Origin of the sequence: Bacillus thuringiensis (genome assembly GCF_001182785.1) — a bacterium.
GTDB lineage: Bacteria > Bacillota > Bacilli > Bacillales > Bacillaceae_G > Bacillus_A > Bacillus_A thuringiensis_S.
Genome location: NZ_CP012100.1, coordinates 372,021 through 385,854, shown reverse-complemented (window position 1 = coordinate 385,854; position 13,834 = coordinate 372,021). Strand labels below are relative to the sequence as shown.

The window sequence follows — 13,834 nt, the reverse complement described above, 5'->3', positions numbered from 1 at the left end:
ACAGGTGTTTTACAAAAAGTGGAAACAAGGGACAATAAACATCCATTAGCCTATTTATTCTTTTGTTATAAACATAGATCCTAGCATTCTCGTGAGAATGGATGGTAATAGGTTTGTGTGTAAATAAGAAGGAAGGGATAAAATTTGATAGATTGTGCAAGTCGTCAACATCATGTATCATTCCTTTCTATTTGGTACATGTATCATACAAACTTAATCTGTATTCTATATGGAGTTAATCTAGAGTTATAGTAAAGACTTTCAGTACCTAATTATGGAATACAAAAATAGAGAGAATCAATTTGATCCTCCCTATTTTTATTCACTAGACTTATATAGCTTTCTTTTATTTACACTTGTGTATTTGTTTAAGCACGATGCTGGTTTCAATTTTTGTTTTTTCTCTTTTATGCGTCTATTATTCGAATGAGGAGCTATCCACAATTGTACATCTAATAAAGAAAAAATGATGTTTGCTTCTAGTGACATCTTAATTACCTCCCTGTGTCTTGTTATGTATATAACCTATCTCATGCATCTGGAGCTAATTTGAAATACATGTAGTTTTCTTGTGAAGTTTTTATAGTGTTTCTAATACGTCTCCACATCAACTACAGATTAGAAGGTTATAATGAATACAAGAGGTGATATTATGAAGAACTATCACATTCTGGTGGTAGAAGATGATCAAGAAATACAAGAATTAATCAAACAATTTTTAATGACACAACAGTATAAAGTTATAGTTGCATCAGATGGATTAGAAGGCATGAAACAATTTAATAAGCAATTCTTCGATTTAATTCTTCTAGATGTGATGATGCCAAACCTGAATGGATTTGAAGTTGCCAAAATGATTCGAAGTCAGTCAAATATACCAATTATTATGCTAACTGCGCTAGAAGAAGAACAAGATCAAATGAAAGGATTTGATCTTGGAATCGATGATTATATTACGAAACCCTTTTCTTTTCATGTTTTGATGAGACGCGTCGAAGCGGTACTGAGAAGAAGTAATAATCAAAGTACGGATAATCATTTTATATTTAGAGAACTACATGTCGATGGCGATGCATATAAAGTATATGTAAATAAAGTCGAGGTTCCCCTAACGACAAAAGAATTTGAAATTTTGCAACTACTACTTCAAAATGAAAAAAAGGTACTCACAAGAGAAAATATCGTAGAAAAAATTTGGGGATATGAGTATGCCGGAGACACACGAATGATTGATACACATATGAAAAACATACGAAAAAAATTAGATATACCCTATATTAAAACCGTAAAGGGCATTGGTTATAAAATCGATGAATAAAATTGTAAAAATCATGAAGATGAAGAGAATTACCTATAAACTCTTTATGACTACATCCCTCATTTTGTTAGCCTTTGCAACCTTAATTTATGTAACTTTATACTTCTTTCTCCCTAAATTTTATGAGAAATACAAAACAGATCAGCTTCAAACGGGAATCGAAGAAATAATTGATAAATCTAAAAATCTTACGCTTCAAAATGCAACAACACTTGTTAATGAATACGCACAAAAAAATAATGCAGTGATATATCTTCAAGATAATGAGGGAAGGATTATTTATTATCCTTTTCTTCAAAGTACTATTCAAGAGGGTACTGTTCGGGGGAGTACTGTTCAGGGGGGTACTCCGGCAAAAGGTTTTGTTACTACAGTACCAATAAAGGGTTTGGCTCAAACTCGTAATTCATATGAGGCTACCAAGCCAATACAATTCCAAGATGTTAATTTAACGCTTGTGGTGTTCGCAACATTTCAACCAATCGATGAAGCTTCACAGGTCTTGGTACGTTTTCTACCCTATATTAGTATCATTGTACTGGTTATTGGTTTAGGAAGTGCTTATCTCTATTCAAGGTTTATTACTAAACCACTTATTTATATTAATAAAGGTGCACAAAAGATGGCAAACTTGGATTTCTCTGAAAAAATTGAGGTTCGTTCTATGGATGAATTAGGGGAATTGTCCAATAGCTTGAATGATATGTCCATAAATTTACAACAGGCAATTTTTGATTTACAAAAAGCGAATCAGCAATTAAAAAGTGATATTGAAAAAGAAAGAGAAATAGAAACAAAGCGAAGGGAATTCTTTGCTATTGTAGCACATGAATTAAAAACTCCTCTTACTGTTATGAAAGGATACTTAGAAGGGATGATATATAATATCGGCCCTTATCAAAATCGTGACCAATATTTAAAGAAAAATTATCAAATAATTGAAAGTCTGGAACAACTAGTTCGCGAAATTTTAAGCATGTCAAAATTAGAACAACATACCTTTAAACTTCAAATGGAAGAAGTAAATCTTTCGAAATCAATAGATACAATCATAAAAAACCTCGAATTTTTTGCTTCTCAAAAAGGCATTCAAATAATAAAAGAAGTCGATTCTGACATTTTTGTTTATACGGATTATGTTCTTTTAGAAAAAGCTTGTAAAAACATCATTCATAATGCGATTATGTATTCACCGTATAACGAAAAAGTCTATATAAAGTTAACAAAGGATTCTAAACAAAACAACATCCAAATGCGAGTTATCAATACAGGTGTCAAAATAAAAGAAGAAGATATACAACATATTTTCAAACCATTTTATCGAATCGAAAAGTCAAGAAATCGAAATACGGGAGGGAGTGGCTTAGGATTATATATTGTAAAACAAATTTTTGAATCCCTTTTTATCACGTATTCTATAAATAATACCAAACAAGGCGTAGAATTTTTAGTTACCATTCCATTATCCATAAAGTAAATAACAAAAGAGTCTCAATCTTTTTTCACCTTATTAAAATAAGATTGAAATTTTTTATATAGGATACCGTCACATCGATAAAAAGACGTTATTTTTTCCAATGATTTCTCAGAAAGAATAACGTCTTTTTTTATTTTAGGGGATATTTTGTATTGTTAGCCTGATAGCTATATTGCGTGACCCCTATTATAAGAATCCTGCATCAGAGCATAACAAAAATATAAGCAAAAAAGAATTATTTAAAGTATAAGTTACATTCTAATATTTTATTGTTGATGACTGACAGTATCATTTTACAGCTTATTTAGAAGGGGCATGTACATTTCGAAGAAGTTCTTCAATAAGTTTTGTTTTTTCATTTACCTTTGTGGCATATGTGAAATCACCATAACAATATGGATACCTAAAATTATTTTTATTTCCACCACAAGTATACATCGCTGGATTTTGATCAACTTTCATCTTAGAAAACTTTTTGGCTGAATCCTCTGAGTGTTGTTTAAATTCTTGACTAGCAACAAAATCAATATACCCTGGCCCCATATTATAGCTTTGAATAATTGTATCCATGCTAACATCCTTGTCCGTTCCATATTTGTACATTTTAACAAAGTGTTTTACCCCTTGTTCAATGCTCAAGCTTGTCTCTTGAATTTCATTTGGCTTTAATCCAAGTGATTCGGATGACTGCATAGGATCGTTTCCCTCACCTCTACTCTCTTGGTACATAATTCCTAATAAAACTGCTGTTTTCTCTCCTAAATTATATTTTTCTAATTCTTTTTTCAAGGTAGATTCATATTGCAATACACGTTTTTCGGTGGCTAGCGCTTTATTTTGTTGAATATTGGTTTTATGATTAATATATAGCATTCCAAGTATAATTCCTAAGCCCAAAATACTAATAAGGAACACTTTTATAATTTGTTTTTTACTTGTATCCTTCATATATTCCTCCTCGTATAAAAAATTCAATTTTTCAAAGGTAATTGGTTATTTACAAACTATGTAATGGACATCTATCTCCCGCCCTTTTTAGACTCAAACATCAATACTTTAAGGTTTTAAGTTTAATATAAAAGTTTAAAGATAAGGTAAAGATAAGATAAAGATAAGATAAAGGGCATTTTTTATACGTACTTTAAAAGATATTGGTACAACGGGATATGTGGGACAAATCGTTGATATAAATGGATTTAGTAATAACGGAAAGGTTAACGTACAAATTATTAATTATGGAGATCTCATTCCGGAAGATTTACCTTATTTTTTCAATATGCTTTATATAAAAAACTACAACATAACATATAATAAAAAAACGGCGAACCCTCCATGTAGGAGAATCCACCATCACAAATAACTGATTATTTCACACCTAGTTTTTCTTTTGCTTTCTTAGGAAGCTCGTCTTCCTGCACTTCCTCCCAAGCTGTTACACCTTTTTTATCTGAATGATATACACGTAGGAATGCTTCTTTACGAAGATTCTTTTGTGCCATAAATTGTAACTCTTTTTCTTTACCTTCCTTATCAAAACTCGATAATGTATATTCATACTCCTTTCCCATCACTTTCCCATCCATAGATTTTGAAACTCCCTCTTTTCCATCCATTGTAATTTGGACGTAATATTCATCTTTACCCATACGATTAATATCACATCCAACTAGTAGACTTGCAAATACAACTAAAAGGCTAAAAAGTGCCATATATTTTTTCATATTGTTCACCTCATTGATTTTCTATGCTACTGTAATCTTAATCTGTTTTCGGTTGAAGAGAAATTCAAAAACCTTACGTCAACATTACATTTTCGAAAGATAATAAAGTTACCTATATCAATGTTTATAAATGAGATATTCGCGTAACCATTAAAAATTATTTAAACGATTACTTTCTTCATTTTTTTACTATTTCATAACTTGCTTCAAATTCACTCTTCGCATTTATTGCCGTCTAACGATCATCACACATGACTTAATACATTATTGAAAGGAAAAAAGCTCTGCACTAGGCAGGCTTTCTTTATGATTTCACTATTAAATTATTCATAAAACTCTCTATAGAATTTGCCTGGAATATAAGGAAATAAGGAGATTGAACGTCGTAATATTTATCGGTAATGATAAGAATTGAAGGAAAAAATTTAGAAGTTTTCGGTTGCCAAGATTCATTATGCCATTCTTGGCTATGGAAGTATAACTCATATCTACTTATCTTATCTTGCATTATCTTTTTACTGTACACTGACTTTTGAAGTTCAATAAAGAATGGCGACCTACGCCATATAGTAAAAGCATCCGGCTCCATATATCCCTTCCCATATTTTGGTTCCACTTTAAATAACTTAGGATTTTCATAATGAACAAGTTGTTTGTATACGTCCACAATACCAAGGAAATGAGGAATTTTTTGACTGGTTTTTCTGATAGAACTGGGTTGCGGAAAATAAATGTATGGGTGCTGCAATACATTAGCATCAACATGGCCGTCTCTTCTTAATCGTTTCATAACCGTATTACAGCAGGTTATCGCATTCTTTAAACCTTGAAAATGCAAGTCAATAATATCGTCTCGGGACATGCATCTAAATTGCTTCAAATCATTCAGAATTCCTTTATCTCTACTCTTCATCATCTAACACCCCAAATAACGGAATTTCTTCTTGCGATGAATTCTTGAGTATCTTCTCCTCTTTAGACATGCGATACGGTTCAACAATTTGTTTCGCCTTACTTAATTCCAAATAAGGAGCTTGCACTTTCTTTAATCCATTTCGTTTAAAAATCATTTGGCCAGATTTCTCTAAATACTCTGAACCAGGAGTACCCATAATATTACTATTAATTACACTATCACATTTAAAGCCCATTCTTACAGTCATATTAAGTTTTAACTTACCATCTAACACCTTGGCATCTGGCCTCTGCATACTAAGCAAAAGAAAAACTCCAAGTGATCGCCCGACTGCTGAAATCTTTTCAATCGTAGCCATACACTCTTTTTCATCTTTAAGCATAGCCACTTCATCAATAGCAAGTAGGATATATGGCTTTTGATGATTTGGATTTAATTTGTTGTACGCATCAATATGATCAACTTCATATCCTTCCATAAGTTTTCTTCGTTCCATGATTTCCTTCCATAACTTTTGCAGCATTATTTTCATCTCAATTTCTTCCATACAAACTTCTTTTACATGCTTCACTCTACGTAAAAAATGAAATTCAGAATTTTTTAAATCACCAAGATACAAATGCAACGTATTAGGGGACATATATTGAATAAGTGTGGATAGCACAACACGTACCATACTACTTTTCCCACTTCCCGTTTCTCCTGCGATTAATAAGTGCGGTGAATTGGAACCAATCATGTCGTACGCAATCATTTTTCCGTATTGGTCCCTGCCGACCACAACAGGTAAACCGTAACCTTTTAATTGTAGCTGCCATTCTCTATAACAATAAGTATACGGCTTTAGCCCAGCATTTGAATGAAATACATGTAGGACAAACTTTTTCACATCCCCTTCAATCGTAATATTCCGTCCTAATATTTGCTGAAAACAAAACCACTTCTTTTCAATCTTCTGTGGATCTAATCCGTTTGGTATGGTAAATACATATCTCACGCTTTCCGCTGAAGAAGATATATTATATATCTTTGGATAAATAGGCACTTTCCCCCCGCGTGTTTGATGTTCCGTATATAGACCTGCTTTTCCAAATACCTCTATAAGTTGATTCCTTAACCTTTTTGTATGAAGCCACTTCTTTATCATTCTCATATACTTCCCCCTAAAACATGATTAGGATGCGAATAAATACATATCCAATCAAACAAACTCCACCTATTCGCATGCCGTAATAAATACCTTCACTTATAAATTTAGCTGCCGATATATGGTCATGTCGCACTAAATATTTTTCTAATATGACTGCCCCTATTAAAACCGTTCCCATTACTCCTAATGCAATGTAAGTATGTAGTACCTGATCCGACATATGAAGGAATGCGAAAGGACTAACTGAATTGTATTTACGTATTTTCTTTTCTTTCTCTTCGTAAGATCGATTCATACACTCACGAAAAGAAATTGTTTCCTTCCTACCACGCATTTAAATGCCCTCCTCTATAAACAAAATGAACAAACTAGATAAAATATAGGGTTTATACGCCTATTACCTTGATAGCATTATCTTGATTGTTAACTTGGTAGATACTTTGCTAGTACAAATGCTAGTTGATTTGGTATCTAATTTGGTAATAAGTTTGCTAGATACGATAGTAGCTACCTTGATACATCATATTGCGTAGGGCTTGTACATTATTAACACTTTTGTTTAAAAAAATCATGCTTTGGTAAAGATGTGATTAATAGAGAATTTATGAATAGGAGTGTTCACAATGTTTGGCTTGGGGAAACCATTATCAAGGTTTGGTAAATTTTTAAAAAGAAATAGTATTACTCAAACCGAATTAAAGGAATGGAGCGGAGTAAATCAAAATACAATTAGTCGTATTTCTCGTTCAAATACATACAAACCTTCATTAGGTAATGGCCAAAAATTAATTAGGGCCTTAAAAAGAAAAGGTTACAGCGTAGACTTTGAGGATTTCTGGATGTAATAATCAGCTCGTTAAACCGAGCTGATTATTTTTTGAAGAATTCATCATTCTTTTTGATTTATGTGCCGCGTTAGCTTATATAAAAGTGCTAAAATTCCAAAGAACGTGTATAAAAAGTGACAAACAAAAGATATATTGTCAATAGCAATAATATTAATACACAAGTAAAATACACGATAGAAATACGCTTTCTATTCTCTTTCCAATTACGTATACTGGAAATTATAAAACTTACTATCACCATGCAACAAATCCCTACCAAAAACACCAATACATACTCGTGAATAATAACACCACAAATTAAAAATATAACTGCTAATATTGCTAATAGTGAATGAACTACACGCAAAAATAACCTCTCCTTATCTCATTGGAAACCTATTAATGTACTGTTATTTTATTTAGCAAACAGATGGTTTCCAATTTGTACACCGGTTTGACGTGTTGTAATCCATTTATCAGTTGAGGTTTTTGGATTGTAGAAATAAAGCCAATCAGAATTTGTTCCTTTTGAAGTGAGAGCCTCTTCTACTGCCATTTTTGCTTCCTGTGTAGCAGGCTGATTAATTCTACCGTCTGTAACAGGAGTAAATGCATAACCATTTTTAATGGGTTCATAAATTACGTCTGTAATTGTATTTGGAAAACCATTTGCGTTAGCACGATTTAATACTACCTTTGCAACTGCAACCTTTCCTGCATGCGGTTCTCCCCCTGCTTCTGCATTTACTAATCGAGCCATTAAATCCACTTCTTGTAATGAAATACCAGTATCAATCTTTAAGTGCTGACCGACAAAAATATGATTTTCGTCTACGTTATTGTTTTGTTTTATTGACTGTATTGAAACCTTATATTGTTGTGATATAGAACTTAATGTATCCCCACTTTTCACTTGGTAAATTGCTTGATATGTATTAGTTGAAAAGGGTGAATTATTTTTTTGAACATATTTGTTTGCAGTTGACGATACCGGAATTGTTAAACGTTCTCCAATATAAATTTGATCATTTGCCTTATTATTTTCTTGTTTAAGTGATTGTACGGATACCTCATATTGTTTACTTATTGCTTCTAGGATATCATTTTTTTGAACCGTATAAACCGTTGAAGCCGCAGTCCCCACTGGATTTGATACGACTGTAATCATTGCAGCAGATAATGGTAACCAGGTTTTCGCCTTACATAAATTCATTCAAAAAAGCCTCCTAAAAATTATTAAGTACTCTTAATATATTTAAGTTAAAAACAAATCAAGCTATTTATAGCGTAACAAAACATTGAATTCAAGTCATTGAATTTGTATTTCTATATAATAATTGGGTTGCTTATGATATTGAAATTGAATTATTATAGTTATGTTTCAAAAGAATCGGACAATCTAATTCTTAAACTAAATATGGTGAAAGTAGAGGCTTATTTCAATTGCCTAATAGTTTCTTTACTAAGAACTGTTACTATATGCTATACTGACTCCTAATTAATTGTAGAAGGAATGATAAAAATGAGTGATAGATCCTCAAGACGATGGAAAATGCAACAAAAGTTACGGGCACTGAAAACAAAAAATAGCAATGATACAAACCCTTTGTTTAATGAATGTATTGAATCTCTCGGAGAGGAAACTCTCATTTTCTCTCAAAATAAAAGCCAACAAATTGCAAATACTTTCATAAATTCATTTCCTATAACTGTCTCTGGAAGAATAGATTGGGGACAGATAAATAATCAATTAATAGCTTTAAATAAAGAGCAACTAATTTCCCTTATTAAAGAAAACAAACCAGGTTTTGATGAACAAATTTTTATACTATGGGATAACTATGAAATCCCTGTAATAAGCACAAATCTTGATAAAGTATTCCAATCACTAGTTGATATTGATGCAGTCAGTTTTTATTTTTGGTTATTGGATAAAGAAAATAAATTTATAATTGAAATAAAAAATGAAGAAATGATTATGGTTGGGTTTCGCTAATAATCCACTTCACTTTCCTCATTCTCTTTTTCTATAAATGAGCTTTTTCCTAGTAGGTTATAGCAAACGACAAGACTATTATTTTTTTCTTCTAATTTCGTGCTTATATTCGTTTATTTTGTTATCTTTCCTTAACAACAAACAAGACGCCACCCAGATCACGGAAGCGCCTACAATACTTGCTATAAACTTAACCAAACTTATTTACCTTCACGTCATTTATTTCTTTGTTTCCATACCCCATTTTCTTTACGATAAGTATTCTTTCCATTCATGAATCCCGCTGTATTACCAGGAATTTTATATTTCTTATTTTTAGCTTTCTTCTTCATCCTCTTTTCTTCTTGAACAGTTTGCAGATCCACCTTCCATTGTTTCAGCAAATCCTCTTTACGTCGCATCGAATTTGTACCCCTTATATTGAAATGTTAATTCAATAATCATATTATATACATTTAAATATATTTTTCAATAAAAAGATAGCACCCTCGCTACTGGTGCTATCAGTGTGAATTGGGGTTATCCTGAGCATTGAATAGGACATGAAGAACTCGTCCTATTACATAATATGCTTGTCCCTATTATAATGTGCATTTAAAAAGCAACCTCGCACAGGTGCCAAATGATACATATAATTTGAGGTAACTAGCATGTTCGAATAGACCCTTCCATGTATGATTCAATTATCTTTATACCTAAATGACTCCTTAAATATGTTTAATGTGTAATTTCTATATAACTAAGAAAAAAGCAACCGCATCATATAACTTTCTATCTTTCTTTAGAGCTATTCGCTTTACATTTAGTGGTTGAGAGAAGACTAAGAATCTTCTCATTTATACTCCATAAGTCCAGTCAGTACTTCTGTTGTCCCATCGCCTTCGCTAACCGATTATGGTTACACAACATGATAACCCATAAAACATTTACATATATATATATAGTTGTAAAAATAAATAGTTAAGTGTTAAAATAGCATATGTTCTCTTTAGGGAGTTCTCATCTAAATTAGCAAGAGTTTAAAAATTCTCGAATCTTAGCCCCTTGGAGCGCCCTTCAAGGGGCTGAACTAATTAACATATAGTTTTATGTACCTTTATTATTTTTTAACAACCTTATTAATCGTGAATACATTTCACATTCTTCTTTCAACTTTTCTATATAATTGTGAACAGCATGAAAAACATCAAAAAATTGATTAAGAAAAAGCACTGCCAAAATCTTCAGCAATGCTTTCCCATTAAACGTACTATGCTAATGAACGTCTAATCTTTCTACTCATGAGTTCTATATACTCACATATATTTATTTTAGATTTAAGATACGTTCTATTTCCTTCACACTCAACTTACTTGCTTTTGCAATAGTTTCAAGTGGTACACCAATTTCATGCATTCCTCGGATCATCTGCATCTTACCTTGCTCAATCCCTTTTTCCATGCCCTCTTGTTCTGCATGCGCTAACTTAGCTTGTTCATCTAAAAGCAATTTCTCTCGAGCTTCGTACGCTGTTCTAAAAGAAGAATCATGGCTCATATTTTCCCATTTATTTATTGCCTTTTTTGACACTCCCACGGCTAAAGCCGCAAGTCCTACACCTTACGGTGTAACGGATGGGATTCTTGAATGACTAAGCATTCGCAGTCCATTTCTGTTTTGAACAGCCTTCAAGATGAGGGTGTGCCATCACCCCTCCTAAGACAGACCATATAGGTTCTTAGGCTGATTGACTATTACCGCCAACCACAGTTGCGTAGCGAATATTCATCGCCCCAACGATATCACGATGTTTCTCAAATCCACATTGGCACTTGTATTTTCTGTCTTGCGCCTTGTTCTTTTCAGAACATTTCGGACATGTTTGACTTGTATAAGAAGGGTCCACATATTCGACCTTTATGCCAACTAATGTCGCTTTGTACTCGATGAATTGTGCTAAACGATGGAATGACCAAGTGTGTAGATTTTTTTCGTTTTTACGGCTTGTTCGTGCCGTCTGTCGAATGTTCGTTAGTTGCTCTAATCGAATGACAGAAATATTATTATCCGTTGCAAAATCAACGATTACACGACTTACTTTGTGGTCTTGGTCTTGCATCCATCTTTGTTCTTTATCATCAAGTTGACGAAGGGCATTCAGTTTCTTAGCTTCTCCTAACTTCTTGCGAACACTGCGAAACTTACGTTTCATAAATTTGTTTTGCCTACCGTTCCCGAAGAAATGAACTTTATCATCATCTGTGATGGCTACCGCAGGAACTTTAAGACCTAAGTCTACTCCTAAAATCTTTGTTCCCGTTTTTTCGTTTGTAGGAATCGTGACAGATATTTGAGCAATCCATTTAGCAGATTTCTTCGTGATACGGAGTGTACCTAACTTGTGCTTCAACAATTCGAAATTGCGATTATATTTGTCTATTAATAAAGCGCGAACCTTTAAACGAGTTGACTTTCCGTTTACCATAAACGGAATTGAAATGTGCGTGAAGTCAAATGAATAGTTTTGGTTATTCCATACACAAACAGGTCTTTTTAGAATCGGAACGATTTTGTATTTACTCTTTTTCACCTTTGTAGAAAACACACTTTTCGCATCTTTAATTGCTTGATTTTTCACCGCACTTGGGATATTGGCTTCAATATCCTTTGTACTTTTCTTCGTGCTTTTCTTTGATTCAACCATTTCAGATACAAGGGCATTAATGACTTTTATATACTCGTGGCTACTTTGTTCCAATAGCATGATTTGATGTTTTGTTGGAAGCAATTTAACTTTAACTGTGATGGTTTGTGGCACAAGTTTCACCCCCTCGTTTTTTGATTTTCAACATAATGTTTTATTGTCTCACTTGATACATTTCCAGCAGTAGAAACAAAATAAGAACGCGTCCATAGGCTCGGCAAGTGTTGAAGATGAGGAAACTCTTCTCTCAAACGTTTTGATGTCACTCCTTTAATTTTTGCCATTGTATCAGCAGGACTAAGTGTTGGTGGTGTATTTAAGAACAAGTGAACGTGGTCTTTGTCGCATTCCATTGCAACAATAGAAACATCCAATTCTCCGCATATTTCTTGAACCAACTCTTTGAAACGTTCTTCTACTTTTGTATTAAGAAAAATCTTTCTTCTGTATCGTGGGCAAAACACAAAATGATAGTTAATTAATGACACGGTTGTTTTGGTTCTTCTATAATCATTCATCATGTTTGCGTTGTATCAGTTGGATTATAAAACTGCAACGCGAAAGATGAAAAAATAATAGATACCAACATTTTGGATACTTAGAGTGCCACAAACCTTGCGGTTTTTAGTAGCACTCCTTATCCAACCTCACTTTCATCCCATGCCTAAAGGCGAGGACTTTCTCGTTCGGGAAGAGCTGTAATTGTTTTCCGCAGTGAACGATATGGCATCCCTTCTTGCATTTGGGAAGTATAAAGTTTACTCCAGTAATATAAGGAGCGCTTCACCATATCATGTGTATTTCGAAGCTGAATTTCAATATTTACTTGCGTCCCATTATCCAGTGTTGCTAATAGGTCTAAAATCGATAACTTATCATCTTCATAAGATTTATGGAGATGTGGATCATCTAATTGTAGCGAAGTAATAGGTGCATCTAAAGATTCCTCTAAAATTGCATTTAGGAAACCCATTAAAGAGAAATTAAAAACTCATTTCATCATTTTTCCTTTCTGAATTCCTACTTAATATAACTAGTTTTAGTTGTTCATAGATTTTCTGTGTATCTGGTGTACTTTCAGCTTGTTTACGCTTACGTTTTATCGTCATACCATTTTCCACTATTACATCATCTTTAGTTTCTGCGACCATTTCCAGGTGTTCAAGTACCGCAATACGTTCTAATCCTTCCATTCCTTCTGACTCTTTAACTTCATCTGCATCATCAATTATTTCTAGCTTTTCTGTTTTTATAATTTTCTCTTTTTCTATGTTAACTTTAGAAGCTTCAATGACCTCTAAAGGTTTATTTTTAACATTTACTTTTTTATTTTCTTTTGCTATAGCATTTTTAACTTTCATCGCTCTTAAAGAAGAGGATATTTGATTTAGTATTCTTCCTAACCCATAGAAACGAATTGCTTCAACTATGACGCCCATTACAATTCCAAAAAACCATGAATTCGAAAAATATCCAACTAAGCCAAACGTTATAACTCCTGGTAAATATAAGCTGGCATAGGCTATTAAGTTAGGTATAGCTTTTTCTACTGTTAATTTGAAGCTATATTTAATTATTAAATATATAGTACTTAACCCCACTATTAAACCAGCCAGACTTATTAGCAAATTTTTAAAAGTTTCACCTATCATTATAATTTCCTCCCTTAATGTTTTAATTTTAATAACTCGTAGTGTTTTCACATTACAAATTAACAACTCATCGCACTCTCTTTATAGAAAATCT

At 32.8% G+C, this 13,834-nt stretch carries 15 protein-coding genes and 2 pseudogenes; 4 read left to right on the top strand and 13 right to left on the bottom strand.

Annotation, left to right across the window (positions count from 1 at the left end; translation table 11 throughout):
* Positions 1 to 318 precede the first annotated feature (318 nt).
* Positions 319 to 489: a hypothetical protein gene (locus AC241_RS34980; RefSeq protein ID WP_180230309.1), complete on the bottom strand. Its 171-nt coding sequence runs from the start codon at positions 487 to 489 to the stop codon at positions 319 to 321.
* 163 nt (positions 490 to 652) lie between these two features.
* Here AC241_RS34980 and AC241_RS28940 point away from each other — a divergent pair, with 163 nt between their 5' ends.
* Together AC241_RS28940 and AC241_RS28935 are read left to right on the top strand one after the other, a co-directional pair.
* Complete coding sequence (locus AC241_RS28940) at positions 653 to 1,318, top strand: response regulator transcription factor (RefSeq protein WP_050845226.1); 666 nt, start codon at positions 653 to 655, stop codon at positions 1,316 to 1,318.
* A gap of 13 nt (positions 1,319 to 1,331) precedes the next feature.
* Positions 1,332 to 2,795 carry a sensor histidine kinase gene (locus AC241_RS28935; RefSeq protein WP_050845393.1) on the top strand — a complete coding sequence of 488 codons (1,464 nt, stop codon included), beginning with the start codon at positions 1,332 to 1,334 and terminating at the stop codon, positions 2,793 to 2,795.
* Positions 2,796 to 3,095: 300 nt separating this feature from the next.
* Here the strand turns inward: AC241_RS28935 and AC241_RS28930 are convergent, their stop codons facing one another.
* From AC241_RS28930 to AC241_RS28910, 5 genes are all read right to left on the bottom strand, one after another.
* On the bottom strand, positions 3,096 to 3,743 hold the full coding sequence (locus AC241_RS28930; RefSeq protein WP_050845224.1) for a lysozyme family protein: 648 nt from the start codon (positions 3,741 to 3,743) through the stop codon (positions 3,096 to 3,098).
* A gap of 416 nt (positions 3,744 to 4,159) precedes the next feature.
* The gene (locus AC241_RS28925; RefSeq protein ID WP_050845222.1) at positions 4,160 to 4,516 is read right to left on the bottom strand and encodes a YxeA family protein; all 357 of its coding nucleotides are present in this window, start codon (positions 4,514 to 4,516) and stop codon (positions 4,160 to 4,162) included.
* 304 nt (positions 4,517 to 4,820) lie between these two features.
* Positions 4,821 to 5,396, bottom strand: coding sequence for a replication-relaxation family protein (locus tag AC241_RS28920; protein ID WP_050845392.1), 576 nt, complete (start codon positions 5,394 to 5,396; stop codon positions 4,821 to 4,823).
* Between the two features lie 22 nt (positions 5,397 to 5,418).
* On the bottom strand, positions 5,419 to 6,585 hold the full coding sequence (locus AC241_RS28915; RefSeq protein WP_050845220.1) for an FtsK/SpoIIIE domain-containing protein: 1,167 nt from the start codon (positions 6,583 to 6,585) through the stop codon (positions 5,419 to 5,421).
* Positions 6,586 to 6,595: 10 nt separating this feature from the next.
* Positions 6,596 to 6,916: a hypothetical protein gene (locus tag AC241_RS28910; RefSeq protein ID WP_001214903.1), complete on the bottom strand. Its 321-nt coding sequence runs from the start codon at positions 6,914 to 6,916 to the stop codon at positions 6,596 to 6,598.
* A gap of 289 nt (positions 6,917 to 7,205) precedes the next feature.
* On the opposite strand from AC241_RS28910, the gene AC241_RS28905 reads away from it, so the two are divergent.
* The gene (locus tag AC241_RS28905; protein ID WP_000467343.1) at positions 7,206 to 7,427 is read left to right on the top strand and encodes a helix-turn-helix domain-containing protein; all 222 of its coding nucleotides are present in this window, start codon (positions 7,206 to 7,208) and stop codon (positions 7,425 to 7,427) included.
* A 397-nt stretch (positions 7,428 to 7,824) separates the two neighbouring features.
* On the opposite strand, the gene AC241_RS28900 is transcribed toward AC241_RS28905, so the two are convergent.
* Positions 7,825 to 8,622 carry a LysM peptidoglycan-binding domain-containing protein gene (locus AC241_RS28900; protein ID WP_050845219.1) on the bottom strand — a complete coding sequence of 266 codons (798 nt, stop codon included), beginning with the start codon at positions 8,620 to 8,622 and terminating at the stop codon, positions 7,825 to 7,827.
* Between the two features lie 309 nt (positions 8,623 to 8,931).
* Between AC241_RS28900 and AC241_RS28895 the strand changes: the two genes are divergently transcribed.
* Complete coding sequence (locus AC241_RS28895) at positions 8,932 to 9,405, top strand: CDI toxin immunity protein (RefSeq protein WP_050845217.1); 474 nt, start codon at positions 8,932 to 8,934, stop codon at positions 9,403 to 9,405.
* A gap of 215 nt (positions 9,406 to 9,620) precedes the next feature.
* On the opposite strand, the gene AC241_RS28890 is transcribed toward AC241_RS28895, so the two are convergent.
* From AC241_RS28890 to AC241_RS28865, 6 genes and pseudogenes are all read right to left on the bottom strand, one after another.
* Positions 9,621 to 9,806, bottom strand: a complete 186-nt coding sequence (locus AC241_RS28890; protein WP_050845215.1) for a hypothetical protein — start codon at positions 9,804 to 9,806, stop codon at positions 9,621 to 9,623.
* 904 nt (positions 9,807 to 10,710) lie between these two features.
* Positions 10,711 to 10,974, bottom strand: a pseudogene (locus AC241_RS28885) (Rpn family recombination-promoting nuclease/putative transposase); the annotation flags it as partial.
* Between the two features lie 148 nt (positions 10,975 to 11,122).
* Positions 11,123 to 12,202, bottom strand: coding sequence for an RNA-guided endonuclease InsQ/TnpB family protein (locus AC241_RS28880; protein ID WP_050845212.1), 1,080 nt, complete (start codon positions 12,200 to 12,202; stop codon positions 11,123 to 11,125).
* Positions 12,203 to 12,207: 5 nt separating this feature from the next.
* Complete coding sequence (gene tnpA, locus AC241_RS28875; protein ID WP_033681089.1) at positions 12,208 to 12,609, bottom strand: IS200/IS605 family transposase; 402 nt, start codon at positions 12,607 to 12,609, stop codon at positions 12,208 to 12,210.
* A gap of 176 nt (positions 12,610 to 12,785) precedes the next feature.
* Positions 12,786 to 13,064: pseudogene (locus AC241_RS28870) on the bottom strand (Rpn family recombination-promoting nuclease/putative transposase); the annotation flags it as partial.
* Between the two features lie 7 nt (positions 13,065 to 13,071).
* The gene (locus AC241_RS28865) at positions 13,072 to 13,740 is read right to left on the bottom strand and encodes a hypothetical protein (RefSeq protein ID WP_050845208.1); all 669 of its coding nucleotides are present in this window, start codon (positions 13,738 to 13,740) and stop codon (positions 13,072 to 13,074) included.
* Between the last annotated feature and the right edge of the window lie 94 nt (positions 13,741 to 13,834).